Consider the following 23,948-nt stretch of genomic DNA (forward strand, 5'->3'; position numbering starts at 1 on the left):
GCTGGAACGATTGACCGTTTCTTCCCAGTTCAGTGGAACAAAGTGAGGATTTGTCCCATGAAAAGACGTCAGTTCCTGACCGTTGGAACCGCAGTCATGGCCGCCCCGGCGCTACCCTCTGTAATCACCAGCGCGGCCGCCGCGCCGCCCCCGAGCAGCCTGCCGTCGCGGGCTTCGATCGTTGCCGTGGTCCGCCGGGTCGCGGACCACTGGATCGCCACCCACAGCAACTCCGGCGACAACGGCTGGGCCCGCGCGACCTTCTTCAGCGGGTTGATGGCGGCCCACAAGCTGACCGGCGAGGTGCGCTACCTGAACTACGCGCGCGCCTGGGCCGAGCGGCACAACTACGGCATCCCCGGCGGCGTCAGCACCCGGCACGCCGACAACCACAACTGCATCCAGACCTACCTGGATCTCTACGACCTCGAGCCGTCGGCGAACAAGTTGACCGCGGCAACGGAAACGTTGAGCCGGATGGTGAACAGCAGCAAGATCGACGACTGGTGGTGGTGCGACGCACTGCACATGGCGATGCCGCCGTTCGCCCGGATCGGCCGCCTGCGTGGCGATCCGGCGTACTGGACGAAGGTCTACCAGCTCTACAACCACAGCAAGCGGAGCCGGAGACTGTGGATCCCGTCGAGCGGACTGTGGTACCGCGACGAACGCTTCCTGCCGACCGGAATCCTGTCCCCGAACGGGAAACCGGTGATCTGGTCGCGTGGCGACGGCTGGGTCGCGGCCGGTCACGTGAAGACCCTGAAGGCGCTGCCGGCCGATCAGGCCAATGTCGCCGAGTACAAGACCGGCCTGACGCAACTGGTGGGTTCGTTGCGGTCGATCCAGCGCTCGGACGGCTTCTGGAACGTCAACCTGGCCGACCCGCAGCACCTCCCCGGGCCGGAGACCAGCGGGACGGCGTTCTTCGCGTACTCGACGGCGTACGCCGTGCGCGCCGGCCTACTGTCGTCGGTGACCTACCTGCCGATGGCGGCCCGGGCCTGGAACGGAATGGTGCAGACCGCCGTCCACCCGGACGGCTTCCTCGGCTACGTGCAGAAGGTCGGTGACCGGCCGGAGTCGAACCAGCCGGTCAACTACGAGTCGACGGCAGACTTCGGCGTCGGCGCATTCCTGCTCGCAGGCGCCGAGCTCGCATTGCTGACGAACTGATCCCCGCGGGGGCCCAGGCCCGCCTGGGCCCCTACGGGTGGCCGAGCTGTTGGGTGATCCGCTCGACGACGACGGCCGCGGCGTACCGCGGGGTGCCCGGCGGCTCGACGTCCGCCCAGGCGCCGACGTACTTGGTGGCGATCGCCTTCTCGAGCGCGAGCTCGGGGTCGGGCGTCAGTGCGTCGATCCGGCCGCGCAGCTCGACGTAGAACGTCGGCCGGGCCGGGTCGACGACCAGTACCGAAATGGCCGGATTCCGCCGGAGGTTGCGGAGTTTCTGCCGACCCTCGACCAGGCTGATCCGGACCTGTTCGCCGTCCCAGAGGAACCACTGCGGCGTGATCTGCGGCTCGCCGCTCTTACCGATCGTGCCCACGACCGCGATCGCCGTCGACGTCAGCAGGTCGTTGAATTCCGCGGGGATCTCCACAGCGCGAGACCCTACCCGCGGCTCAGCTCAGGTGGGCGGCGAACTCCGGGGCGCGGACGCCGGCGGCGTCCAGTAGCGCGATCGCCGTCCGGACGCCGATCCCGCCGAGCTCCTGGGCGCGGACGACGGCCCGGGCGGCGCCGCCGTCGTAGATCATCGTCAGCTGGATGGCGAGCGTGGCCGCGTCGTCGGCGCCGGCCTTCAGCAGCTCGCGGTGGAAGAAGTCGGTCAGCTGCTGCTTGAAGTGCCGCGCGACCACCGAGCCGGGGTGCTCCGGGTCCTTCAGCTCGACCGCGGTGGCGACGTACGGGCAGCCCAGGAAATTGCCTTCGGCAACGATATCGTCCTGGCGCTCGAAAACGGCCAGGATCCGGTCCCGCGGCGGGCGGTCGTCCTCCGGGCCCGGGCGCAGCATCGCCTCGTAGAGCGGGCCGCGGCTGGCCAGGCTCTCGGCGATCAGCTCGTCCTTGGAGCGGAACAGCTGGTACATCGACTTCTTCGAGACCCCGGCGGCCTTGCAGAGCGCATCCACACCGATGTTCACGCCGTCGCTGTAGAAGAGTTCGCCCGCGGCCTCGAGAAGACGCTCGCGGGGTGTCGCCGAGGTGCTCATACGACGAGGGTACCGGGTGGATTTGAAGTTTGAAACCGATCGGTTTACTGTACTGGAAACAGATCGGTTTCTACGCTTGGGAGATGTTCGGAATGACCTCACTCGAAGGTGCTGTCGTGCTCGTCACAGGCGGCCAGCGCGGGATCGGCAAGGCGCTGGTGGCAGATCTGCTCGGCCGGGGCGCGGCCAAGGTCTACGCAACCGCCCGGACGCCGCAGCCCAGCGACGACCCGCGCGTCGTCCCGCTGCCGCTGGAGGTCACCGATGCGGCCTCGATCGCCGCGCTGGCCGCGGCCGCGCCGGATGTCACGGTGCTGATCAACAACGCCGGCGCGGGCGCGCCGGACACCTACCTGGGCGCGACGGCCGACGAGGTCCGGGCCGTCTTCGAGGCGAACTTCATCGGCCCGCTCGAGGTCACCCGGGCCTTCGTGCCGATCATCGAGCGCAACGGCGGCGGCCACATCCTGAACGCGCACTCGGCGCTGTCCTGGGTCGGCCGGCACGGCGCGTACTCCGCGACCAAGGCGGCGCTCTGGCTGCAGACGAACGCGCTCCGGCTGGAGCTGCTGAACCGTGGCATCGGTGTCACCGGATTGCACATGGGGTACGTCGACACCGACATGACCACCGCCGTCACCGCCCCCAAGGCGCAGCCGGCCGACATCGCCCGGCAGGCCCTCGACGGGATCGAGTCCGGAGCGTACGAAGTGCTCGCGGACGACACCGCGCGCGGCGCCAAGGCCCGGGCGTCGCGCGATCTCACCGAGACTTATCCAGAGCTCCTGCGGAACTGACAACGTATGTCCGCTGGGCGCACGATTGGGACCGCTGACCGCAGGACGGCGGTCGCACTGCGGCGGCCGGGTGTCGATGTGACCTACCAAGGTGCCTGACACCCCGCCGCCCCAGGAGGTCCGTCCATGCCTCGCCGTCTCGCATCCTTCGTCGCGATCGGAGCGACAGTCGTCGCTTCGGTCGCCACAGCGCACGCCGTCCGGCCGCCTGCGCCCGCTCCGCTGCTGGGTGATCCAGGAGCTGGGTGTGCGGCCCAGTCCGCCGGTTTCACGCCGGTGCTGCAGGTCGACCTGCCCGAGCGGGCCGGATGGGTCGACAAGGAGCTGCCGTACACACTTGACCGGCGTACCGAGATCGGTGCGAACTTCGACCGGGTCGGCTACTGCCTGGAGCTGAACGGGCCGGACGGTCTGCAGCGGGTCTGGACGGCGATGGAGCCGTTCTCGACGGACGCGCGGGCGATCGGCGTACCGACCAAGGCTGGGCAGCTGGTCCGTCAGCGGGTCGACGACCTCGATGTGGCGTCGAACGTGCCGAACGTGACCAGTGGGACCGGACAGACCGGCTACCTGGAGATGTGGCCGAACACGTACGCCGAAGCCAGCAGCACCCAGGTGGCGAACAGCTCGCCGATCACCTTCGACACCGATGACAGTCCGACCAACGGCGCATACGGGTCGTTCCAGATCGCACAGGTCGGGCCGGGACGCCCGTCCAACGTCGCTGCGAAGACTGTGTTCGGGATCAACTCGTTCACGCAGGGCACCGACGTACCGCTGTCGATCGGGATCGGTACGAACTCAGCCGGGCAGCCGGACTGGACGTTCGCGAACAACGCGGCCCGGTACAGCCAGCGCAAGCTGACTGCGTTTGTGCGCACGTCGGTGGTCTCGTTGAGTGAATCGCCGCAGGACCGGCAGTTGGTCCCGCGGGACAGCCGGAACGGCGCGAACGTGCCGGTGGCTGGGCGAATCACCAGTGCGCAGGTCAGTGAGGTCCAGCTGCGGGTCAGTAGCAATGGGCACACCGACACGTACACCTCCCGCAACCGGGACTTCCGGTTCACACCGCGGATCAACGCGGCGCTGCAGGAGTACAGCTTCGAACTGCGCGCAGTCGGCACCGGCTTCAACCGTGTGGTGGCTCGGCGTACTGGTGTGGTCTCGGGCGATGTTTTCGTCGTCCAGGGGCAGTCGAATGCGGAGGCGGCACGGTTCAACGGGGCGGCGAACGCGGAGGAGTCGCCGTACCTGCGGAGCTTCGGTACGCCGACGTCCGACGGCAACATCTCTGGTGCGGATCGGGCTTGGCATTACGCGACTGGTGATGTGACGAACCAGTCCGGCTCGGCTGGGCAGTGGGCCATCCGGATGGGACGGCGGATCGTCGACACATACAAGGTGCCGGTGGCGATCGTGCAGGGTGCGCACGGCGGTCAGCCGATCAGCTTCTTCCAGCGGAACGACGCGAGTCCGGATGACCTCGGCACGAACTACGGCCGGCTGCGTCAGCGGCTCAAGGCGGCCGGTGTGATCGGTTCGGTGCGCGGGGTGCTCTGGTACCAGGGTGAGAGCGACAATGACAACGCCGCGGTGCATGTGAACGGCTTCCGCGCTCTGCTAGCGGACTGGCGCTCCGACTTCGGTACTGCGGCCCGCTACTACGTGCACCAGGTGCGGACGTCGCCGTGCGGCAACTCGACCAGCATCAACCTGCGGGAAGCGCAGCGGGCGCTCGGCGACACCGACGGCGTCACCGTACTCTCCACCAACGGCCTGCCTGGTCACGACGGCTGTCACTACGCCTACATCGGCGGCTACCGCGATCTGGGCGACCACAACTTCGCTGTCATCGCCCGCGACCTGTACGGCGGCCCGTCGGCCGGAGTGGCTGCTCCGAACCCGACATCCGTTACTGCGAACGGCTCTCAGCTCGTCGTGAAGCTGCGGACCACGGACGCGCTGGCCGTGCCGGCTGGTGCCGCTGCCACCTTCCGCGTCGAGGGCGCTGCTGTGACCGTCTCGTCGGTCGCCTACCAGTCCGGCACCTTGGTGCTCACCCTGTCCGGGCCGGCCACCGGAGTGACCGCTCTGAGCTACCTGAGCCACAACGGCGCCGGACCGGCGATCACGAACGCCATCGGTACCGGACTGCTCGCCTTCAGACTGCCTGTGTGATCAGGACATCGCGGTCACGGGTGTACTCCATCGTGGCCGCGATCCCGTCTGCTGTCTGTACGCCGTACTGACGTTCGACGACGTACAGCGCCAGATCGATACCGGCGGTGATGCCACCGGAGGTCAGAACGTCGCCGTCGTCGACCACCCGGTTCTGTTTGACGTCGACGCCGTGCGTCGCCAGCTCGTCCCATGCACTGCGGTTCGTCGTGGCCGGTCGGCCCTTGAGCAGACCGGCCTCGGCGAGCAGCATCGAGCCGGTGCAGACCGAGCCGATCCAGCGCAGGCCCGGCGCCACCTCGGCAATGCGCTCGGCCAAGCGCCCGCTGCGCGCCTCGGCCCACGAGCCGTGCTCGGCACGATTCATCCAGCCGCCGCCTGGGACGAACAGCGCATCCGGAGTGCCGAGTCCGCCCGGCGCCCGGAACTGCAGCCCGTTCATCCCGGTGACGTCCTGCGGGCCGTCCGCACCGACCAGCGCCAACTCGAGGTCGGTGCGCTTCGCTGCGTGGCTCCACACCTCGAACGGGCCCATCACGTCCATCTCGTCGACGCCGTCGAAGACCACGATCTCGATTCGCATGGGTTCAGCCAACGCGATCGGCGGCGGCCGGGCCAGTGACCGGATGGCCGACATCCATCAAGATGTGGCCAGTACGTCGGTGGCGCGGTGGGTCCGGTCGACGCCTTCGACGATCATCGCGACGCCGTCGGAGTTCGCGGTGCGCAGCGGCAGGATCTCCTGGTAGGCCGCGGAGTCGTACCAGCCGCGCACGCTGGCCAGGTCGGGGAACTCGATCACGATCAGCGTGCCGTCCCACTCACCCTCCAGCAGTTCGGGCTGGTGGCCGTGGACGACGAAGTGGCCGTCGTACGGCGCCAGCGTCGCGTCGATCCGCTGCAGGTACTCGACGATGTCCGCGCCGACGACGACGTTGCGCAGGTTGGCGATCGCGTAGTGGGTCATTCGGGGTCCTCCTCGGTGGTTGGTTTCACCAGAGTCGGTCGCGGAACGCGTTTCGGCGATTACCTCCGACGTCATGAGGTCCCGATTGGTCTGCTGCCGACGTACAGTCGATGGCATGTCAGTCACAGGGGGACCGTCGTCTTCACCTGTCGAGAAGGTGGAGGAGCGGGTCGGCCCGTACCGGTTGATCCGTCGGCTCGGCCAGGGCGGGATGGGTGTCGTCTACCTGGCCGAAGGGCCGGAGCGGCAAGAGGTCGCGCTCAAGGTGCTGCGGCCGCACGTAGCGCACGACGAGACGGCCCGTGCGCGGTTGCAGCGCGAGGCGAGCACACTGCAGAAGGTGAGCCACCCCGGTGTGGCCGGCATCCTCGACCACGACCTGGAGGGCGACCGTCCGTACCTGGTCACGCGCTTCGTGCCCGGCCGCCCGCTGGACGAGCAGGTCGACGACCGCGGCCCGCTGACCCCGCGGAAGTGGCTGCCGCTGGCGGGGTGCCTCGCCGAGTCGCTGCAGGCGATCCACGCCGTCGGCGTGATCCACCGTGACCTGAAGCCCGGCAACGTGATGATGCTGAACGGCAAGCCGGTGATGATCGACTTCGGCATCGCCCAGGCCGCCGACGACCTACGGCTCACCCAGACCGGTCTGGTGATCGGAACGCCCGGCTACCTCGCTCCCGAGCTCATCGAGGGTGAAGACGTCTCGGAGTCCGCCGACTGGTGGGGCTGGGCGGCCACCGTCACCTTCGCCGCGACCGGACGCCGTCCGTTCGGCAAAGGCCCGTTCGAAGCCGTGCTGCACCGCGTGCACACCGGACAGGTCGATCTCGAGGGCATGGACCCGCGGCTCAAGACCCTGTTGGCCGCCGCCCTTGCGCCGAAGCGGGCGGACCGCCCGACGCAGGACGAGATCATGGCCGGTCTGACCCGCTACGCCGAGGGCCGCGACGCACTGCCGCCGCGGGCGTCGATGACGGCGACCGTCGCGACGCATCCCCCGACGCGGCAGATGACGCGCGTTCTGCCCACCTCGTCGCCCGACGACGCCGTCACCGAGATCACGCCACCGGAGACCGACCCGGAGCCCAGCCCGACCGAGGTGGCCAACCTCGTCCCTCCGGTCATTCCGCCGCTCTCGGCGTTCGCTCCGCTCGCCGACAAGGTCCGTGACGCCGCAGCGGCGCGTAAGGCCGCCAAGACTGCCGCAGCGGGTGCTGCTGCAGGGGCTCCGGCTGCCACGCACCCGGCGACGTACAGCCCGGCGCCACTCGCGGCCGCCCCGCCCGCTATGCCCCTGCCGTACCAACAGCCGTACCAGACTGCGCCACAGCTGTACCAGCCGCCGACATCGCCGTACCAGCCGGTCGTGGGCACGCCGAAGGCCGTAGTCCCCTATGAGCAGCGCGCAGTCGAGCCGAAGCCGGCCGAGCGCGCCCCCGCGACCGGAAAGCGCACCGCGGTCGTCGTCGGCTTCATGATCGCCCTCGCCGGCCTGATCGCGCTCTTCCCACTAGCGGGCTCGCTAGTGGCCGCAGTCTTCCTAGTAGTGGCCCGCACCGTCGACCGCGGCAGCACAGCCCTGATGCGCCGCCGTCAGGTCCGCGGTCGCGCCGGCAAGTCCGACGGCGTCGTAGCCGTCGCCTCCTCCCCGGCCCAACTAGTAGCGGCAGCCCTGATCACCCTGGTCTGCCTCCTACTCCCCCTCCTCATGGGCGCCGTAGTAGGCAGCATCGTGACGGCCATCGCCGCTACCGCCCAAGGCCTCGACTGGCGGCCCCTCTCCGCCGTCGGCTTCGGCGCCGCCGCCCTGACCGCCCTCTTCACCGCCTGGTGGGGCCCCGGCGGCAGCTCCCTCCGCCGCGGCGCCCACATCACCGCCCGCAACCTCTTCCGCCCCCGCTGGCTGGCCTCGGCAACAGCCGTCCTCCTCCTCGCAGGCGGCAGCTGGGCCTTCTACGAAGCCACCCAAGGCGCCGGCGACCCCTGGGCCCGCACCCCCGTCCAAACCCCCAAATTCGAACGCCCCACCTTCGACGACCTCCGCCAAGCCCCCCTGATCCGCGACCTCCCCCTCATCGGCAAGTGACGAGGAGGCCGCGGCGCGGTCAGAGCTGGACCATTTGGCTGCGTTCGGGGCCTACGCCGACGGCGGAGATGCGGGCGCCGCTGAGGGACTCGACGGCGCGGACGTAGGTCTGGGCCTCTTTGGGGAGGTCTTCGAAGGAGCGACAGGTGGTGATGTCGTCGGACCAGCCGTCGAACTCTTCGTAGATCGGCTTCGCGTGGTGGAAGTCGGTCTGGGTCATCGGCATCTCGTCGTGGCGGGTGCCGTTGACGTCGTAGGCGACGCAGACCGGGATCTTGGCGCGGCCGGTGAGAGTGTCGAGTTTGGTGAGGACGAAGTCGGAGACGCCGTTGACGCGGGCGGCGTACCGGGCGATGACGGTGTCGTACCAGCCGCAGCGGCGCGGGCGGCCGGTCGTCGTGCCGAACTCGAAGCCCTGCTGGCGGAGCCACTCGCCGTCGGCGTCCAGCAGCTCGGTCGGGAAGGGGCCTTCGCCGACGCGGGTGGTGTAGGCCTTCACGACGGCCATCACGCGGTCGATCCGGGTCGGCGGGATGCCGGTGCCGGTGCAGGCGCCCGCGGAGATCGCGCTGGACGACGTGACGAACGGGTAGGTGCCGTGGTCGACGTCCAGCAGCGTGGCCTGGCCCGCCTCCATCAGCACGGTCTTGCCGTCGTCGAGCGCCTTGTTCAGCAGGAGGCTGGTGTCGGCGACCATCGGGCGCAGGCGCTCGGCGTACTGCAGCAGCTCGTCGACGACCTCGCGAACCTCGACCGCGCGCCGGTTGTACACCTTCACGAGCAGCTGGTTCTTCTGCTCGAGCGCGCCGGAGACCTTCTGCTCCAGGATCTTCTCGTCGTACAGATCCTGGACGCGGATGCCGATCCGGTTCATCTTGTCGGCGTACGTCGGGCCGATCCCGCGCCCCGTCGTCCCGATCTTGCGGCTGCCGAGGAACCGCTCGGCGACCTTGTCGAGGGTCCGGTTGTACGGCGGGATCAGGTGCGCGCTCGCGCTGACCACCAGCCGGGACGTGTCGACGCCGCGGGCCTGGAGCGCCTCCAGCTCCTCGAACAGCACACTGAGGTCGACGACGACCCCGTTGCCGATCACCGGCGTCACCCCGGGGGTCAGGATCCCGCTCGGCAGCAGGTGCAGCGCGTACTTCTCGGTGCCGATCACGACCGTGTGGCCGGCGTTGTTGCCGCCGTTGAACTTCACCACGTAGTCGATGACCTCGCCCGTGTTGCCGAGCAGATCGGTCGCTTTGCCTTTGCCCTCATCGCCCCACTGGGCGCCGACGAGCACGATTGCGGGCATTTCAGCCCTCCTCTGAAACGGTGAAGCCCGGAGACGTTCACCGATCGTTCAACCGGCAACGCTTCCAGGCTCTTGCGGCCAAAGCCTACCGGACGCCGGTCCACCCGCCCGTTTCGTCGTCCACGGACCTGGAACGACCACTTCAAGTAAGTGTTTCATCACTTTGCGGCTTGCGGATCCGCGTAATCACGTGCACACTCTTAGTCAGCGGCCCGCCGAAACTGCCGCAGGGGACGGTTCCGGCGGGCCGCTTCCTTATGAGGAAGCACAAGTCTTATGCCTTCAGCTCTTCGGGGTTTGAATCAAGCCATTCCTTGACCCGCCGATCGGCCTCCTCCTTCGAGACGTCCTCGACCTTCGTCAGGATCGCCCAGCGGTGCCCGAACGGGTCGATGACCGTGCCGTACCGGTCGCCGGTCATGAACGTCGACACCGGCTCGACCGGCTTCGCTCCGGCCGCGACCGCCTTCGCGAACACCGCGTCGACATCCGGCACGTAGTGGACCAGCGACGAGTGCACCCACTCGCCGGTAGGCGCCCGCAGCCCGAACTGCGGCATCTGGTCGCTCAGCTGCAACATCGAGTTCCCGAAGCGCAGCTCGGCCTGGCCGACACGTCCGTCCGGCAGGTCCTGCCGGCTGACCACCTCCGCGCCGAACACCTCCTGGTAGAACGCGATCGCCGCCGGCCCGTCGGGCACGGCCAGGTACGGCGTGAGCGAGTGATAACCGTCGGGGATGGGGTTTACCGTGTTCTGCGTCATGTGTTCAGTCAATCTCTCGGCCGCACCGCCGGTCTTGTAAGAAAGCGACAGCCGTTGACGCAGCCGTCCGACAGCGAGAAGGGCATCCTGCACCCGCAGGAGCAGGCCCGGCATCGCACGCTGCAGCGGCTCGCCCCCGGCGCCGCGGTGGCCCGGTTCGTCGAGTGGTACTGGATCGTCGAGTGGGAGCTGGACGAGCCGTACACGGCCGAAGTACTGCCGTACCCCAGCGTCAACGTCACCTTCGAACAGCCGGGCGGCGCCTTCGTGAACGGCGTCTGCACCCGCAAGTTCGAGCGGCAGCTCATCGGCCGCGGCCGCGTCTTCGGGGCGAAGTTCTGGGCCGGCGGCTTCGGTGCGATCACCGGGCTGGACGTCGGCGCCCTCAGCGACCAGGTCGTCCCGCTGACCGACGTCTTCCCGGACGGCGACCGCCTCGCCGACCTGGTCTTCGCCGAGGAGTCCGACGTCCGACGTCGCGCCGTCTTCGAGGCGTTCCTCCACGACCACCTCGCAGCGCCGGACCCGTCGTACGAGCTGGTCCGCACCATCGTCACCGCAATGGCCACCGACCGCAGCCTGGCCCGCGTAGACGAGATCACCGCCCGTTTCGACATCCCCATCCGCACCCTGCAACGACTCTTCCGCCGCTACGTCGGCGTCGGCCCCAAGTGGGTCCTCCAGCGCTACCGCCTGCACGACGGCGCCGAACTCCTCGCCCGCGGCGAAGTAGCCGAGCTGGCCGACCTGTCGGCGTCACTCGGCTACTTCGACCAGGCGCACTTCTCCAAGGAGTTCAAGCAGCAGATCGGTCTCACCCCAGCGGAGTACGCCGCGCGAACGGCTACCGAGCGCCAGACCACGTACCGCTGATTGCGGGCTAGGGCCACATCCTTGTGACTCGCCCGTGCTCGAGCACGTGCCAGAAACCGACCGGCGTCCTGGCAGCAGCCCGCAGGATCGCCCCCTCGGCATCGATGAAGCGCTGAGCCATCTGCTCGAGTTGGAGGTTGCCCGACGCGAGACAGAACAACTGGCCCCGCTCCAGCGCCTGGAGTTCCTGGGCGCGGTACCGGATCTTCTTGTCCTTGGTCAGCAGAATCCAGCCCCGCGAGCAGCCTTCGGCGATCCAGACTTCGTCCGGAACATTGGCTGCATCATCAGGATAGAACTCGGCAATCAGGTGAGTTGTCCAGCCATGGGCACGAAGACGACTCGCCGACGACTTCCCGAGGCTCCGATCGAAGAAGAACCTCAGGCTGCCTGGCGGAGGACATTCTCGACTACATCCGCGGGAAGTTCGTACTCCTCTGCGACCACACTGATCGACTCGCCGGTCCTCCACAGTGAGACCATCGCCTCGACCGGAGTCTTGGTCTTGGCCAGTACGGGGCCACCCCAGCCGAAGCGTGGGTCGATCACGACCTCGGCCTCGGCCGGATACTGCGGAAGCTTGAGCCGTGCCGGAGCACCGTCGTTGTCCCAGGTGATGTAGGTCAGATAGTCCGCCAGGACCTCCGGAAACGCACCCTGCCTATCCGGCGCGCGCACCAGAGACTCATCAGCCACGCGAACAAACAACTCAATGCCATCAGTGGCGATCCGCGCACTTGCGAGCGCATAGGTGTCTCCGAACTCGGCTCTGACCAAGTCGGCGGCCCGTCTGATGCTCGGCATCGAGAATCCGAGTTCTTCGCGAAGAGTCCGCAACACGTAGGCCTCGATGATCCCAACGAAGAGAACTCTCGGCCATCCCCGCCGCTCAGGTCGGACCGCGTGCACCAACGGTGTGCCTGAAGCGGCCGACAACCAGGTGTCCAGTGTCGACTCCGGCATCTTGAGATACCTGGCCGCCTCCCGGGCAGTGAGGAGTGGCGTCGTGTAGATGTCCGTCATCGGCCTTCTCCTCTCCAGTTCTTTCCGGCGATCACCCGCTGGATGCCTCGCCACGAAGTGTTCCAGACCTCGCCGACAAAACTACGTCACGGTGCCACGAACCGCCGCCATCTTCCGTTCACCGAACTTCACAGTCAGCCCCATCAGCACACAGGTGACCGCGGCGGTCAGTGCGACCGCGAAGCCGAAGTGGGGTGCGTTGTTGTCAACGATTCGACCTGCTAACGCGGCGCCGAGTGCGATACCGGCTGCGGCGCCGGAGTTGAGCCAGGTGAACGCCTGGGTCAGTACGGCGGGCTGCACCGACGCCTCGGTCAGAACTGAGGAGAGGGTCTGGATGGGCGCAATCGCCAACCCTGGAAGGGCTAACGCGACTCCTACTGCCCACGGCTGGTTGACGAACAGCAGTGGGATCGTGGCGACGGCCAGGAGACTCAACGCCGTGACGAACTGGTTCGGCGCGAGCATCCGCCAGCGTCTTGCTCCGTAGGCCAATCCGGCGAACAGACTGACCAGACTGGTGATGCTGTAGAGCGGTCCGGCGAGGGACGGCGTACCACGGCCGACGGCGTACGCGGTGACGGAAACCTGCATGCTGCCGAAGAAGAGGCCGATGCCGATGTTGGTGCCGACCAGTGCGAGGAATCGCTTGTGCAGCAGGGGACTTGAGCTCACCTGCTGGCCGCGCTGCACGGGCGGCGGCGCCGTACGCCGTTGCGCGGCGAGAGCGAACCCACCGACGAGCACGAGGCCCGTGGCGAACGCCGAACCGGCGACTGGACTACACAGCGAGCTGACTGTGCCGATGAGGAGTGGGCCGACCATGAAGGAGATGCCGACGCTCAGCGACTCCAGCGCGAAGGCTGAGGACAGGAGCGGTGAGCCACGCAGCGCCTGCGACCAGCGGGCCGAGGTCTGCGCGCCGACCTGCGGCAGTGATGCTCCGGCGAGCACTCCGGCCGTGATGAGCGCAGGCAGGGAGGCCTGACTCACGGTGAGCCCGATGAGCAGTGCCACTGTCGCTGCGTGAATCAGCAGCGTGATCGGCAGCATGCGGGTCTGGCCGTATCGGTCGATCAGTCGGGCGACCTGCGGTCCGGCCAACGCTTCAGCGACAGCGAAGCCGCCGGTCACGCTGCCTGCGACGGCGTACGAGCCTGTCGCGCCGTGTACCAGCCAGACGATGCCCAGGCTGGTCATGGCGATACCGATGCGAGCTGGTGCGGCCGCGAGGTAGAACTTCAACGCCCCCGGTGTCCGCAGCACCTCGGCGTACGTGGGCGTGACAATCCGTCCGGTGAGAGCCGGCACGGTGGGACCTTCCGCTGCCCGCCGGGGCGGCGACGCGGCCGTGGGCGTCCTGCTTCACCGGCCTGTCGATCCACCGACAACCGTCCATATCTCGGGCAGGAAGCGGGGACGCACGCCGCCTACCGGCTATATCAACGGGCAGAGATCTCGTTCGTTCAGGTTGACCGGAACATCGTACCGTCCTGGAGCACCGGAACGGCTCGGCTCTGGTCGAGCTCCGCGGCGATCCGCACGTCCTCGTCGTAGCCGATCGCTGCCAACTCGCGCCCGCCGGCGCATTCGTGCAGAAGCGTCGGGAGCTGGCTCGCAACCGCCTCGTACGCCGCCACGGCCGCTCCGGCCTCAGGCGACAGGTCAGTACGCCGCAGTGCACTCAGAAACCCGCCAGCACCCCACAGGTCCTCGACTGCGGGTCTGAGCGACCCGTCGCGCCACCGCTCGCCAGCTGCGATCGCAGTCACCCGGGCCTCCGGTCGCTGTCGCACCCACTCAGCCGCTGCCAGCCGGTTGCGCAGTGATACCGCGATCACGGTCGCACCGGTCGCGCTCAGCTGTTGGGAGATCGTGGAGCCGTTGGGAGAGGGCAGAACGAGCCTCTCCAGGTTCTGCGCGCGCCTGATCGTGACCGGTGACAGGCTGACGCCGTCCGGCCCGGCCTGGGAGCGGCCGACGGCCAGGGCGGCGTCGTGCTGCGCGGCGTACGCGACTGCCGTCTCGTCCCGCCAGCGGTACGGATAGACGTCGATACCGAGATCGGCCGCGACCGTCACCGCAGTGGTGAAGGACAGGACGTCGACCACCGCGACGATGTCACCGGGGACGGCGTCCGCCCCGGCCGGGCCCCAATCGAACCCGACGCCGAAGCCATGTTGCGCGTATGGGCTGGTCACCCGCGCATCCTGCGCGCGGGTGACCAGACCGGGCAAGCGGATTTCAGGCCAGCACGTCGGCGGCCGTAGGCGACGAGTCGCGCAGGAAGGTGGCGCAGCGCTCGGCCTCCTCCTTCTCGTCGATCAGACCGGCGGCCTTGCCGAGGACGGCGAGGCAGCGCAGGAAGCCGCGGTTCGGCTCGTGCTCCCACGGGACCGGCCCGTGGCCCTTCCAGCCGTTGCGGCGGAGCAGGTCGAGACCGCGGTGGTAGCCCGTCCGCGCGTAGGCGTACGCCTCGATCGTCCGGCCCCCTTCCAGGGCCGCCTCGGCCAGCGTCCCCCAGGCCAGCGAGGACGCCGGGAACTTGGCCGCGACATCGGTCGCGGAGACCCCGGCGGCGAGTTCCGCCGCGGCCGGGTCCACGGGGAGTAGTGTCTCGGGTGGACCTGAGAGCAGATTGTTCAATTCCATAAGCACATCTTCGCTGATCGCGCATCCGGCTCGGCACGTGACCGTCTGACGAAATCCGTTGACCGTTCACCGACCGGCCACGGATGCTTGAGACCCTGCGTCAAGACCGCCGTGGTTCCCAGCTACGGCCCAGTTGGAGGCACCGGATGAGCGTCATTGTTCTGAATGCGTCGTACGAACCGCTGCACACCGTCTCGATCCAGCACGCCATCCGGATGCTGGTTCGCGAGGTCGCGGTCGTCGAAGAGGCGCACGGTGGCCGGACCATCGGCCCGTTCCCTGTCCCCCGGGTCCTCCGCCTGGTGCGCTACGTGGTCACCCACTGGCGCTACGCCGCCGGCCGGATGAAGTACTCCAAACACGGCGTTCTGCGGCGCGACAAGTTCCGCTGCGCCTACTGCGGCCTCGACAACGCCGACACCATGGACCACGTCCACCCGCGCTCCAGAGGCGGCCGTACCGAGTGGCTGAACGCCGTCGCCGCCCATGCCTCCTGTAACGAGCGCAAAGGCAACCGCACCCCCAGCGAGGCCGACATGCCGCTCCTATGGCAACCCTGGATACCAACCAGAGCCGAGCTCGTCATAGCCACATGACGAGCTTTTTTCATGCCCGCTGACCGTCCGCCCCTCGAGATCAGCACGCTCGCGGACCGGCCGCACCTGGCCGGGGCCGAGCTCGACGCCGGCGACTGGCCGGAGTTCATGCGCCACAACCGCGTCTCCGAGGCGTACTTCTGGCGCACGCTCGACACCTTCCCGACCACGTGCCTGGTCGCGACCGCTCCCGACGGGACAGTCGTCGCCGACGCCCACGCCGTCCAGCTCGCCGCCCGCCCGGCCCTGCCCACCGGGGGCTGGGAGCAGACCGCCGTCTGGGCTTTTGCCGACGCCGAGCGCGGCGTCCGGGCGGACACCACTTGCGCGCTCGACATCAGCGTCGCGCAGCCCTACCAGCGCCAAGGCGTGGCTGCGGCCATGCTCGCCGCCCTCCGCCAGGCTGCCGCCGACCTCGGGCACCGGACGCTCCTGGCGCCGGTCCGCCCGAGCCGGAAGTCCGCCGAGCCGCACACCTCGATGCGCGCGTACGCCGCCCGCACGCGCGCGGACGGGCTGCCGGCCGATCCCTGGCTTCGGACCCACGTCCGGATGGGCGGCGAGATCGTCGGCATCGCGCCGGCGTCGTGGCTGATCGCCGGCTCACTCGACGAATGGCGGCGCTGGACGTCGTTGCCGTTCGACACCGCGGGCCCGATCGACGTACCGGGCGCCTTGGTGCCGGTGCACTGCGATCCGGCGGCCGGGACGGCGACGTACACCGAACCGAACGTATGGGTGCGGCACCGGCTCTGAAGTTCTCCACAGGCTGGAAATCGATCGGCGAATCGGGGGCCGATCGCGGCAGGTTCTAGGGCATGAATGCTCAACTTGCGGTGATGGCCGCGATTCGCGGCGGTGTGTTCACCCGGGCCGATGCCCGGGCTTGTGGGTACCACGAGGCCGATATCGACTACTTGCTGCGCAGCGGCGGCTGGTGGCGGGTCCGCCACGGGAAGTACGCCGTCCATCGGCTGCTCAGCGTGGTCACCGAGGAGGATGCGTACGTCCGGCGCGTGGCCGCCGTCCTGCGGGCAGGTGGTCCGGCGATCCTCGCCAGCCACCAGTCGGCGGCCGTGCTGCACGGGTTGCCGGCTTGGGGGCTCGATCTGACCACGGTCCATGTGACATCGCCGTGCAACTCCGGCTCGCCACCGGGCGTCCACCGGCACATCCGCGATCCCGTCGGGCCCGGTGTTCTGACCTGGAACAAGCTCCGTATGGTCTCCCCCGCGCGTGCGGTCGCCGAAGTGGCCGCCACCGCCGAGTCCGTCCCGGCCATCGCCCTGATCGACGCCGCCCTGTACTCCGGCCTCGTCACCCCACGCACCGCCACTCGCGCCATCAGCCTGCTTCCTCACGGCGCCGACCGCGCCGCCCACCGACTGACCCTCCATACCGGTGCCGCCTCCGTAGCCGAAACGCGCCTCCGCCTCATCCTCGCCAAAGCCGGCCTCCCCAGCCCGATCCCGCCCCCACCCTCCGACCCCGAACAGCCCACCGGAGGCATCTTGTGGTTCCCCGCAGAGCGTGCCCTCGTCGAGTTCGAGCTACGCCACCCCTACTGGCGCGAGGAATACGAGACCGACGAACCCGTCGAACCGGCCCCCACCCCCTCCGATCCACCCTTTCCGGTCGAGACCTGCTGGCTCTCCTGGGCCGACCTCGACCGCCCACAGCTCGTCGTCGACCGCATCCGCACCACTTTCACCCTGGCCCGCCGCCGCTCCGGCGTCCGCCATTTCCCCCTCGCCCGCGCATGACCTGGGGCCCGAGTCCCCCGTCCGAGCTAGCAGTTTCGCTCGCCGGAGGGATCTGCCACGCCCCTGGATCGACGAGGTTGGTCGCAGATTCCGAAAGCAAAGGAGCCAACCAGTGCTGTCCGCCCGACAAAGAATCATTCGCATGACCGCCGGTGTCGCCGTCCTCGCCGTGCTGTCCGGCACACCATCGTTCGCCGACGTCGAGCCCGCGCGGCAAGCAGCGGCGATGGAGGTGAAAGGCAAGGCCGGTGGCGTTCTCGGGAAGGAGTTCGGTCCGGAGAACGAGGGCGATCCGGTGAGCTTCGAGGTCGATGCCCAGGGCGACAATCCGCTGAATCCGACCGGCGACTTCCACGTCGTCCACCGCAACCCGGACGGCAGCCTCGTCGCCGATTTCAGTGGCAGGATCACCAGCCTGTACGCCATCGACGAGGTCGCCATCGTCACCGGGACGATCGAGCGCGCCGACCACCCCGGCGTACCGCTGGAGCTCGTCGGCAAACAGATCTCGCTCACCGTGTACGACGGTGGCCGGAAGGATCGGATCGGCTGGGTGTGGGGCTTCTTCGGCGCCCCGATCAGCCGCGTCCAAGGCACCGCGCCGCACTTCCCCGTCACCTGGGGCGACTTCCGCGTTCGCGGCGACGCCGGTCAGGAGGCCGCTGCCGCGCCCTCGTCCGAACGGGTCGACCTGAAGTCGGGCGCCACCGGAACGAACGTGCTCGCCGTCCTCGGCGGTACCAGCAAGACCCCGCAGTTCTTCGGTGATCCGCTGCGCTTCACCGTCGCCGCCCGGATCGCACCCGGCGACAACGCCGACCAGGTAAAGGGCAAGTTCCACGTCACGCACCACAAACCCGACGGCAGCGTGGTCGCCGACTTCCAGGGACGCATCACCTGTCTCGCCACTGGCGGCCCAGTCGGCGTCGCCACCGGCGTCGTCACCAAGTCCGTCGATGCCGGCCTCGTCGGCAAACCCGTCTCGTTCTCCTTCAAGGACGGCCGCACCGACCGCCTCGGCTGGCTCTGGGGCTTCTCCGCCACCGACGAACCCATCAACGACTGCCAGTCGATCACCCCGTTCTACGCGCCCGACTGGGGAGGCCTGCTTGTCCGCTGAAACCAGAACGGACCCGCTGCCGAAGCAGCGGGTCCGCCAGCTGGAGCCGACAGGTGACGCGCTGAGCGGCAGCCGGATCGTGCCGCCGTTCGCGTCCTGTCTGGTGGTGCGTTGCTCAGGCGTTCAGCGAGGTGCCGGTGGAGCGGAGGCTCTCGCAGGCTTCCTTGACGCGGTCGGCCATACCGGCCTCGGCGGCCTTGCCCCAGGCGCGCGGGTCGTAGGCCTTCTTGTTGCCGACCTCGCCGTCGACCTTGAGGACGCCGTCGTAGTTGCCGAACATGTGCGCGGCGACCGGGCGGGTGAAGGCGTACTGGGTGTCGGTGTCGACGTTCATCTTGATGACGCCGTGGTCGACCGCGGCCCGGATCTCCTCCAGGGTCGAGCCGGAGCCGCCGTGGAAGACCAGGTCGAACGGGCGCTCCTTGCCGATCTTGGCGCCGACCGCGTCCTGGATGTCCTTGAGGATCTCCGGGCGCAGCTTGACCGAGCCCGGCTTGTAGACGCCGTGCACGTTGCCGAAGGTCAGCGCGGTCAGGTAGCGGCCGTGCTCACCGGCGCCGAGCGCCTCGACCGTGGCCAGGCCGTCCTCGACGGTGGTGTAGAGCTTGTCGTTGATCTCGTTCGCGACGCCGTCCTCTTCGCCGCCGACGACGCCGACCTCGATCTCCAGCACGATCTTGGCCGCCGCGGCCTTGGCCAGCAGCTCCTTGGCGATCTCGAGGTTCTCGTCCAGCGGCACCGCCGAGCCGTCCCACATGTGCGACTGGAACAGCGGGTTCTCACCGCGGGCGACGCGCTCGGCGGAGATCTCCAGCAGCGGGCGGACGAAACCGTCCAGCTTGTCCTTGGGGCAGTGGTCGGTGTGCAGCGCGATGTTCACCGGGTAGTGCTTGGCGACCTCGTGCGCGTACGCGGCCAGGGCGACCGAGCCGGTCACCATGTTCTTCACGGTCGAGCCGGACAGGTACTCCGCGCCGCCGGTGGAGACCTGGACGATGCCGTCCGAGCCCGCCTCGGCGAAACCGCGGATCGCTGCGATCAGCGTCTGCGAGGAGCTGACGTTGATGGCCGGGTAGGCGAAGCGGTTCTGCTTGGCCTTGTCCAGCATCTCGGCGTAGACCTCAGGGGTGGCAATAGGCATGTCTCGCGGTACTCCTCACAACAAAATTCCTGTGGGTTGAGCTCCAGTATCGCCGCCCGGCACCTCGTCGTGGCGAGCGGCCCGCCTGCTGACCGGTCAGGTGACCGGGGAGCGAACAGCAGCAGAACAGACCAGTTGGGGACAGGATCGGTCCAGTGGCGGCCGCCGTCAGGCCGATCCGGAGCGCGGCCCGCGGGGGGTGAGGGCCATGTGCAGCCGGTACCGATCGGCCCGGTAGGCCGACCAGGACAGCTCGACGACCTTGCGGCCGGCGAAGGTGGTGCGCTCGAGGACCAGCAGGGGTGCCCGCCGGGCCACGCCGAGAACCCGGGCCACATGACCGTCGGCGTTGTCCGCCCGGACGGTCTGCTCACCGGAGGTGACGACGACGTCGTACTCGCTCGCGAAGACGTCGTACAGGGTGCCGAGCTCGCGGCCGAGCAGGCCGGGGAAGAGCGCGGACGGGTAGTAGCCGACCTCGTAGGCCATCGGCGAGGCGTCCGCGGTGCGCAGCCGCTCGACGCGGATCACCTTGGTGCCCTTGGCGACCCGCAGGCCCTTCGCGGTCTCGTCGGAGGCCTCGATCTCGGTCGCCGACAGCACGACCGTCCCGGGCTCCAGGCCGCGGGCCCGCATCTCCCGGGAGAACGAGGTGAGGTGCAGCTGGGAGTCGACCTGGGGGCCGGTGACGAAGGTGCCCTTACCGTGCACCCGCTCCAGCGCGCCGGATTCGACCAGGTCGCTGATCGCCTGCCGCACGGTCACCCGGGAGACGTTCAGCTTGTCCACCAGGGCCCGCTCCGAGGGGATCGGATCCCCCGGGTGCAGCTCGACGTCGATCAGTCGTTCCAGCACCGATCGGACCTGGGCCCGCTTCGTCGCCACCATCGCTTCTCGATCCTCCAGACCTGGGCGGGACTCGGGGGTGCCCCGGGACGCCGCTCACTGCTATCGTGCGCAGCATACCTGTTAAGACCAGATAGGACCAGTGATCGCAGTGGTGTCTGTCCCCGTCCCGGAAACCCAGATGGCGCGCGAGATCGCCGAACAGCCGGCTGCCCTGGCCGCGACGTTCGAGCACGTGCTGCCGCTGCGGCACGACATCACGCGGCTGGCCGCGGGTCGCCGCAACGTCATCTTCGTGGCCCGCGGATCGTCCGACAACGCCGGCGTCTACGGCCGCTACCTGACCGAGATCCACGCCGGCCGGCAGGCCTCGCTGGCCGCGCCCTCGGTCGCCACGCTGTACGGCGCGAACCTCGACCTGTCGAACTCGCTGGTCGTGGCGGTCAGCCAGTCCGGCGCGACCCAGGAGATCGTCGACACCGCGGAGTGGGCCAAGCGCAACGGCGCCGCGATCGTCGGCATCACCAACGACGGCGACAGCCCACTGGCCTCGACCGCCGATGTCGCGCTGATCACCCAGGCCGGCAAGGAGCTCGCCGTCCCGGCGACCAAGACGTACACGACGCAGCTCGCCGCGATCACCGTCGCCGTCGACGCGCTCGCCCAGAAGCCAGGCACGCTGGACGCCGATATCGCCCGCGTCCCGGACGCCGCCGCCCAGATGCTCGAAGGGTCGGTCGACGCCGCCGCCGAGCTGCTCGCCGGCGCGCACGACGTCCTGGCCAGCGGCCGCGGCCTCACCTTCGGCACGACGCTCGAGGTCGCCCTCAAACTCGAGGAGACCTGCCTGCAGCCCGTCCGCGGCCTGTCCTACGCCGACCTCAAACACGGCCCGATCGCCGTCGTCGACGCCGACCTGGTCACGATCCTGGTCGCCGCCGGTGAGGGCCCGGCTCTGCCCGGGATGACCGAGCTGGCCGGGGTCGTCCGCGAGAAGGGCAGCAAGATCCTCGGCATCGGCGGCGACCCCGCCTTCGCCGCCCGCAACGACGTCAACCTGCCCGGCCCGGACCTCCCCGAGACACTGGCCCCGCTGGCCCTCGTCATCCCGGCCCAGCGCGCGATCGAGGCGCTGGCCCGCAAACTCGGCCTCGACCCGGACGCCCCGCGCGGCCTGCGCAAGGTCACCCAGACCGACTGACCCCAACTTGACCGTGCCCCAAGGGCACAGTTTCAGCTGTTGTCCGGAGCCATCCGAACAGCAGAGGAGACAGCATGAAACGGGGACGAGCCCACCGACCGCCTGCAGCTCGCCGAGCGGCGGGACGGCGAGCGGCCGGGTTGGGCGTTGCTCTAGCCGTGGTTGGAGCGGTGCTGGTACCGGGGACCAGCACCGCGACTCCTGAGCGAGGTACCACTCCGGAGCGAGTTACCTGGAGTGGTTGTCCGGCGGAGACCACGGCGAAGTTTCCGTTGGTTCCGTTGCAGTGCGCGAGGGTTCCGGTTCCGCTCGACTACGGCAAGCCGGGCGGGGCCACGATCGACATCATGGTGTCGCGGCTGGTGAGCAGCAGCCCGGCCAGGCGTGGGGTGCTGCTGACGAACCCCGGCGGACCGGGTGCCGCGGGGTTGTCGATGCCGGCCGAGCTGGCGACGTTGGGGATGCCGGCGAGTGTGCTGAATCGGTACGACGTGGTGGGGATGGATCCGCGCGGGGTCGGGTTGTCGGCGCCGGTGAGTTGCGGGTTCGCGCAGGGGCAGGCATACGCCGGCAACATCCCGCCGTATCCGGCGGACGCGGCGGCCGTCACGCGATGGGCCGGCGTGGTCAAGGGCGTCGCCGACCAATGCGCGACCAACGATCACGACGACCGGCTCCGCTTCATGTCGACAGCGAACACCGCCCGCGACATGGACACGATCCGCGCGGCGCTCGGCGAAGAGAAGCTCAGCTACTTCGGCGGCTCCTACGGTACGGCGCTCGGCGCGGCCTACGCCTCGCTCTTCCCACAGCGCACCGACCGCGTCGTGCTCGACAGCAACTCCGGCGACACGGTCCTCACGCGGGAGAGCCAGCGGCGCTTCGGGCTCGGCGCCGAGCAGCGCTTCCCGGACTTCGCGAAGTTCGCGGCCAATCGGAGTACGGCGTACGGGCTCGGGCGGACGCCGGCCGAGGTGCGGCGGAACTTCCTCCGGTTCGCCGAACAGCTGGAGACCGAGCCGGTGCTCGGGTACGACGGCGCCACCTTCCGGATCGCAGTCTTCGCCGGCATCTACGCCGACCAGGACTTCCCCAAGACCGCGCAGCTCTGGCAAAGCCTCAAGGACCATCAGCCGAATCTCTTGTCCAGCAAGGCGGAAACCCCCTCGCCGTACGACAACAGCATGTCCGCCTACCTCGCCGTGGTCTGCAACGACTCGGCCTGGCCGCGCGATCTCGCCGCCTACCAGCGCGATGTGAAGGACGCCCGGCAGCGCTACCCGCTCTTCGGCGCGGCCGGCGCCAACATCACCCCCTGCGCATTCTGGCACCATGCGCCCGCCGAGCCACCAGTGAAGATCAGTCAAAAGGGTCCGGCGAACATCCTCATCCTGCAGAACCTTCGCGACCCTGCGACGCCGCACGTCGGCGGAGTCCTGCTGCGTAAGGCCTTTGGCGACCGCGCCCGGCTCGTGAGTGTCGACCAGGGCGGCCACGGCGCATATGTCTACAGCTCCAACGCCTGCGTGCTCAACGTGGCAACAGCGTTCCTCGTCGACGGGAAGCGTCCCCGGCACGACCTGCGCTGCGACGCCTGACGCGATGAGTGCTCCACGCCGTGCAAAGATCGACTCCATGGCGTGGAGCACCCGGCAGGTCGCCGAGCTGGCCGGGACGACTGTCAAGGCCGTCCGGCACTATCACAAGCTCGGTCTGCTGGCCGAGCCCGAGCGAACCGCCAATGGCTACAAGCAGTACGGCGTCGCCGAGCTGACCCGTCTGCTGCGCATCCGCCGACTCACCGAGCTCGGCCTGTCGCTCCCCCAGATCGCCCAGCTCGGCGACACCACCGAGCACCCGGCTCAGATTCTGCGCGAACTGGACGCCGAACTCGCGGCCGGGATCGACCGCCTGCAACGTCTCCGCGCCGAGCTGGCGCCGATCCTCGAACACGGCTGGCCGACCGATCTACCGGCCGAGTGGGCGCCGCTGATCAGCGAGATGTCCGCCAACGATCGCGCCCTTCTCGTCGTCCAGGCGCGCCTCCTCGATGCCGAAGGGCTCAAGACCTGGCAGCGCTTCCTCGCCGAGTACGTCGAGGATCCAGCCGTCGGCGAGTTCGACCGCCTCGCTCCGGACGCCGACGAACCCACCCGCGCCGACCTGGTCGACCGGCTCAGCGAGCACTTCGCCACAATCCGCACCGAGTTCCCCGAGCTCCAGGAGTCCCGGACGACGGCGCCCGGCGGCCCGGGGCACGTCGGCCGCACGATCGACCTGGCCATGAACGACCTCTACAACCCGGCCCAACTCGACGTCCTGCAACGGATCAGAAACCGCCGGAAGTAGCGGCCAGCATCCGTCCTCTTCTGCTGTGAGGCTAAAGATCTCAGAACAGCGAGAGGGTGTGCGGAAATGTTGCG

At 68.8% G+C, this 23,948-nt stretch carries 25 protein-coding genes; 12 read left to right on the forward strand and 13 right to left on the reverse strand.

Going from position 1 to position 23,948, the window contains the following annotated elements; genetic code table 11:
- The first annotated feature begins 57 nt into the window (after positions 1 to 57).
- On the forward strand, positions 58 to 1,176 hold the full coding sequence (locus tag HPO96_RS14345) for a glycoside hydrolase family 88 protein (RefSeq protein ID WP_171673939.1): 1,119 nt from the start codon (positions 58 to 60) through the stop codon (positions 1,174 to 1,176).
- A gap of 31 nt (positions 1,177 to 1,207) precedes the next feature.
- Here HPO96_RS14345 and HPO96_RS14350 read toward each other — a convergent pair whose 3' ends face one another.
- Positions 1,208 to 1,606 carry a TIGR03618 family F420-dependent PPOX class oxidoreductase gene (locus tag HPO96_RS14350; RefSeq protein ID WP_171673940.1) on the reverse strand — a complete coding sequence of 133 codons (399 nt, stop codon included), beginning with the start codon at positions 1,604 to 1,606 and terminating at the stop codon, positions 1,208 to 1,210.
- A 22-nt stretch (positions 1,607 to 1,628) separates the two neighbouring features.
- Positions 1,629 to 2,219, reverse strand: a complete 591-nt coding sequence (locus HPO96_RS14355; protein WP_171673941.1) for a TetR/AcrR family transcriptional regulator — start codon at positions 2,217 to 2,219, stop codon at positions 1,629 to 1,631.
- 83 nt (positions 2,220 to 2,302) lie between these two features.
- Between HPO96_RS14355 and HPO96_RS14360 the strand changes: the two genes are divergently transcribed.
- Together HPO96_RS14360 and HPO96_RS14365 are read left to right on the forward strand one after the other, a co-directional pair.
- Complete coding sequence (locus HPO96_RS14360) at positions 2,303 to 3,016, forward strand: SDR family oxidoreductase (RefSeq protein ID WP_238355128.1); 714 nt, start codon at positions 2,303 to 2,305, stop codon at positions 3,014 to 3,016.
- Positions 3,017 to 3,142: 126 nt separating this feature from the next.
- Entirely contained in the window at positions 3,143 to 5,194 is a 2,052-nt protein-coding gene (locus HPO96_RS14365; protein WP_171673942.1) for a sialate O-acetylesterase, read from the forward strand.
- On the opposite strand, the gene HPO96_RS14370 is transcribed toward HPO96_RS14365, so the two are convergent.
- Positions 5,178 to 5,777 carry a DJ-1/PfpI family protein gene (locus HPO96_RS14370; protein ID WP_171673943.1) on the reverse strand — a complete coding sequence of 200 codons (600 nt, stop codon included), beginning with the start codon at positions 5,775 to 5,777 and terminating at the stop codon, positions 5,178 to 5,180. The genes HPO96_RS14365 and HPO96_RS14370 overlap by 17 nt on opposite strands.
- Positions 5,778 to 5,834: 57 nt before the next feature.
- On the reverse strand, positions 5,835 to 6,161 hold the full coding sequence (locus tag HPO96_RS14375) for a DUF1330 domain-containing protein (protein ID WP_171673944.1): 327 nt from the start codon (positions 6,159 to 6,161) through the stop codon (positions 5,835 to 5,837).
- A 115-nt stretch (positions 6,162 to 6,276) separates the two neighbouring features.
- Here HPO96_RS14375 and HPO96_RS14380 point away from each other — a divergent pair, with 115 nt between their 5' ends.
- Positions 6,277 to 8,247: a protein kinase domain-containing protein gene (locus tag HPO96_RS14380; RefSeq protein ID WP_171673945.1), complete on the forward strand. Its 1,971-nt coding sequence runs from the start codon at positions 6,277 to 6,279 to the stop codon at positions 8,245 to 8,247.
- 19 nt (positions 8,248 to 8,266) lie between these two features.
- On the opposite strand, the gene HPO96_RS14385 is transcribed toward HPO96_RS14380, so the two are convergent.
- Both HPO96_RS14385 and HPO96_RS14390 read right to left on the reverse strand, forming a co-directional pair.
- Positions 8,267 to 9,547 carry an adenylosuccinate synthase gene (locus HPO96_RS14385; RefSeq protein WP_171673946.1) on the reverse strand — a complete coding sequence of 427 codons (1,281 nt, stop codon included), beginning with the start codon at positions 9,545 to 9,547 and terminating at the stop codon, positions 8,267 to 8,269.
- A gap of 274 nt (positions 9,548 to 9,821) precedes the next feature.
- Positions 9,822 to 10,310, reverse strand: coding sequence for a VOC family protein (locus tag HPO96_RS14390; protein ID WP_171673947.1), 489 nt, complete (start codon positions 10,308 to 10,310; stop codon positions 9,822 to 9,824).
- A gap of 54 nt (positions 10,311 to 10,364) precedes the next feature.
- Here HPO96_RS14390 and HPO96_RS14395 point away from each other — a divergent pair, with 54 nt between their 5' ends.
- On the forward strand, positions 10,365 to 11,183 hold the full coding sequence (locus HPO96_RS14395) for an AraC family transcriptional regulator (RefSeq protein WP_171673948.1): 819 nt from the start codon (positions 10,365 to 10,367) through the stop codon (positions 11,181 to 11,183).
- A 7-nt stretch (positions 11,184 to 11,190) separates the two neighbouring features.
- On the opposite strand, the gene HPO96_RS39890 is transcribed toward HPO96_RS14395, so the two are convergent.
- The 5 genes from HPO96_RS39890 to HPO96_RS14420 all read right to left on the reverse strand — a co-directional run bounded on the left by HPO96_RS39890 (position 11,191) and on the right by HPO96_RS14420 (position 14,858).
- Positions 11,191 to 11,655 carry a PIN-like domain-containing protein gene (locus HPO96_RS39890; RefSeq protein ID WP_171673949.1) on the reverse strand — a complete coding sequence of 155 codons (465 nt, stop codon included), beginning with the start codon at positions 11,653 to 11,655 and terminating at the stop codon, positions 11,191 to 11,193.
- Positions 11,565 to 12,206, reverse strand: coding sequence for a DUF433 domain-containing protein (locus tag HPO96_RS14405; RefSeq protein WP_184999594.1), 642 nt, complete (start codon positions 12,204 to 12,206; stop codon positions 11,565 to 11,567). The genes HPO96_RS39890 and HPO96_RS14405 overlap by 91 nt, the downstream gene beginning before the upstream one ends.
- 81 nt (positions 12,207 to 12,287) lie before the next feature.
- Positions 12,288 to 13,517: an MFS transporter gene (locus HPO96_RS14410; RefSeq protein ID WP_171673950.1), complete on the reverse strand. Its 1,230-nt coding sequence runs from the start codon at positions 13,515 to 13,517 to the stop codon at positions 12,288 to 12,290.
- A gap of 155 nt (positions 13,518 to 13,672) precedes the next feature.
- Positions 13,673 to 14,407, reverse strand: coding sequence for a 2-phosphosulfolactate phosphatase (locus HPO96_RS14415; protein ID WP_171673951.1), 735 nt, complete (start codon positions 14,405 to 14,407; stop codon positions 13,673 to 13,675).
- Between the two features lie 43 nt (positions 14,408 to 14,450).
- On the reverse strand, positions 14,451 to 14,858 hold the full coding sequence (locus tag HPO96_RS14420) for a DUF3151 domain-containing protein (RefSeq protein ID WP_171673952.1): 408 nt from the start codon (positions 14,856 to 14,858) through the stop codon (positions 14,451 to 14,453).
- 146 nt (positions 14,859 to 15,004) lie between these two features.
- Here HPO96_RS14420 and HPO96_RS14425 point away from each other — a divergent pair, with 146 nt between their 5' ends.
- The 4 genes from HPO96_RS14425 to HPO96_RS14440 all read left to right on the forward strand — a co-directional run bounded on the left by HPO96_RS14425 (position 15,005) and on the right by HPO96_RS14440 (position 18,337).
- Entirely contained in the window at positions 15,005 to 15,454 is a 450-nt protein-coding gene (locus HPO96_RS14425; protein WP_171673953.1) for an HNH endonuclease, read from the forward strand.
- Between the two features lie 12 nt (positions 15,455 to 15,466).
- Positions 15,467 to 16,210, forward strand: coding sequence for a GNAT family N-acetyltransferase (locus HPO96_RS14430; RefSeq protein WP_171673954.1), 744 nt, complete (start codon positions 15,467 to 15,469; stop codon positions 16,208 to 16,210).
- A gap of 62 nt (positions 16,211 to 16,272) precedes the next feature.
- Positions 16,273 to 17,217: a type IV toxin-antitoxin system AbiEi family antitoxin domain-containing protein gene (locus tag HPO96_RS14435; RefSeq protein ID WP_238355130.1), complete on the forward strand. Its 945-nt coding sequence runs from the start codon at positions 16,273 to 16,275 to the stop codon at positions 17,215 to 17,217.
- Positions 17,218 to 17,359: 142 nt separating this feature from the next.
- Positions 17,360 to 18,337, forward strand: a complete 978-nt coding sequence (locus HPO96_RS14440; RefSeq protein ID WP_171673955.1) for a hypothetical protein — start codon at positions 17,360 to 17,362, stop codon at positions 18,335 to 18,337.
- Between the two features lie 115 nt (positions 18,338 to 18,452).
- On the opposite strand, the gene fbaA is transcribed toward HPO96_RS14440, so the two are convergent.
- Entirely contained in the window at positions 18,453 to 19,478 is a 1,026-nt protein-coding gene (gene fbaA, locus HPO96_RS14445) for a class II fructose-bisphosphate aldolase (RefSeq protein ID WP_171673956.1), read from the reverse strand.
- 168 nt (positions 19,479 to 19,646) lie between these two features.
- On the reverse strand, positions 19,647 to 20,366 hold the full coding sequence (locus HPO96_RS14450; protein WP_132156117.1) for a GntR family transcriptional regulator: 720 nt from the start codon (positions 20,364 to 20,366) through the stop codon (positions 19,647 to 19,649).
- A 112-nt stretch (positions 20,367 to 20,478) separates the two neighbouring features.
- On the opposite strand from HPO96_RS14450, the gene HPO96_RS14455 reads away from it, so the two are divergent.
- From HPO96_RS14455 to HPO96_RS14465, 3 genes are all read left to right on the forward strand, one after another.
- On the forward strand, positions 20,479 to 21,525 hold the full coding sequence (locus tag HPO96_RS14455; RefSeq protein ID WP_337796636.1) for an SIS domain-containing protein: 1,047 nt from the start codon (positions 20,479 to 20,481) through the stop codon (positions 21,523 to 21,525).
- Positions 21,526 to 21,797: 272 nt separating this feature from the next.
- Complete coding sequence (locus HPO96_RS14460) at positions 21,798 to 23,123, forward strand: alpha/beta hydrolase (protein WP_238355131.1); 1,326 nt, start codon at positions 21,798 to 21,800, stop codon at positions 23,121 to 23,123.
- Positions 23,124 to 23,160: 37 nt separating this feature from the next.
- Entirely contained in the window at positions 23,161 to 23,874 is a 714-nt protein-coding gene (locus HPO96_RS14465; RefSeq protein ID WP_171673958.1) for a MerR family transcriptional regulator, read from the forward strand.
- Positions 23,875 to 23,948: the final 74 nt, after the last annotated feature.

The sequence above is a fragment of the Kribbella sandramycini genome, from assembly GCF_013131805.1.
Classification (GTDB): Bacteria; Actinomycetota; Actinomycetes; order Propionibacteriales; family Kribbellaceae; genus Kribbella; species Kribbella sandramycini.

Excerpts from the sequence above, each read along its gene's own strand:
- HPO96_RS14345 (WP_171673939.1), top strand. The coding sequence starts at position 58 with ATGAAAAGACGTCAGTTCCTGACCGTTGGAACCGCAGTCATGGCCGCC.
- HPO96_RS14355 (WP_171673941.1), bottom strand. The coding sequence starts at position 2,219 with ATGAGCACCTCGGCGACACCCCGCGAGCGTCTTCTCGAGGCCGCGGGC.
- HPO96_RS14360 (WP_238355128.1), top strand. The coding sequence starts at position 2,303 with ATGTTCGGAATGACCTCACTCGAAGGTGCTGTCGTGCTCGTCACAGGC.
- HPO96_RS14365 (WP_171673942.1), top strand. The coding sequence starts at position 3,143 with ATGCCTCGCCGTCTCGCATCCTTCGTCGCGATCGGAGCGACAGTCGTC.
- HPO96_RS14370 (WP_171673943.1), bottom strand. The coding sequence starts at position 5,777 with ATGCGAATCGAGATCGTGGTCTTCGACGGCGTCGACGAGATGGACGTG.
- HPO96_RS14375 (WP_171673944.1), bottom strand. The coding sequence starts at position 6,161 with ATGACCCACTACGCGATCGCCAACCTGCGCAACGTCGTCGTCGGCGCG.
- HPO96_RS14380 (WP_171673945.1), top strand. The coding sequence starts at position 6,277 with ATGTCAGTCACAGGGGGACCGTCGTCTTCACCTGTCGAGAAGGTGGAG.
- HPO96_RS14385 (WP_171673946.1), bottom strand. The coding sequence starts at position 9,547 with ATGCCCGCAATCGTGCTCGTCGGCGCCCAGTGGGGCGATGAGGGCAAA.
- HPO96_RS14390 (WP_171673947.1), bottom strand. The coding sequence starts at position 10,310 with ATGACGCAGAACACGGTAAACCCCATCCCCGACGGTTATCACTCGCTC.
- HPO96_RS14405 (WP_184999594.1), bottom strand. The coding sequence starts at position 12,206 with ATGACGGACATCTACACGACGCCACTCCTCACTGCCCGGGAGGCGGCC.
- HPO96_RS14420 (WP_171673952.1), bottom strand. The coding sequence starts at position 14,858 with ATGGAATTGAACAATCTGCTCTCAGGTCCACCCGAGACACTACTCCCC.
- HPO96_RS14425 (WP_171673953.1), top strand. The coding sequence starts at position 15,005 with ATGAGCGTCATTGTTCTGAATGCGTCGTACGAACCGCTGCACACCGTC.
- HPO96_RS14430 (WP_171673954.1), top strand. The coding sequence starts at position 15,467 with ATGCCCGCTGACCGTCCGCCCCTCGAGATCAGCACGCTCGCGGACCGG.
- HPO96_RS14435 (WP_238355130.1), top strand. The coding sequence starts at position 16,273 with ATGAATGCTCAACTTGCGGTGATGGCCGCGATTCGCGGCGGTGTGTTC.
- HPO96_RS14440 (WP_171673955.1), top strand. The coding sequence starts at position 17,360 with ATGACCGCCGGTGTCGCCGTCCTCGCCGTGCTGTCCGGCACACCATCG.
- fbaA (WP_171673956.1), bottom strand. The coding sequence starts at position 19,478 with ATGCCTATTGCCACCCCTGAGGTCTACGCCGAGATGCTGGACAAGGCC.
- HPO96_RS14450 (WP_132156117.1), bottom strand. The coding sequence starts at position 20,366 with ATGGTGGCGACGAAGCGGGCCCAGGTCCGATCGGTGCTGGAACGACTG.
- HPO96_RS14465 (WP_171673958.1), top strand. The coding sequence starts at position 23,161 with ATGGCGTGGAGCACCCGGCAGGTCGCCGAGCTGGCCGGGACGACTGTC.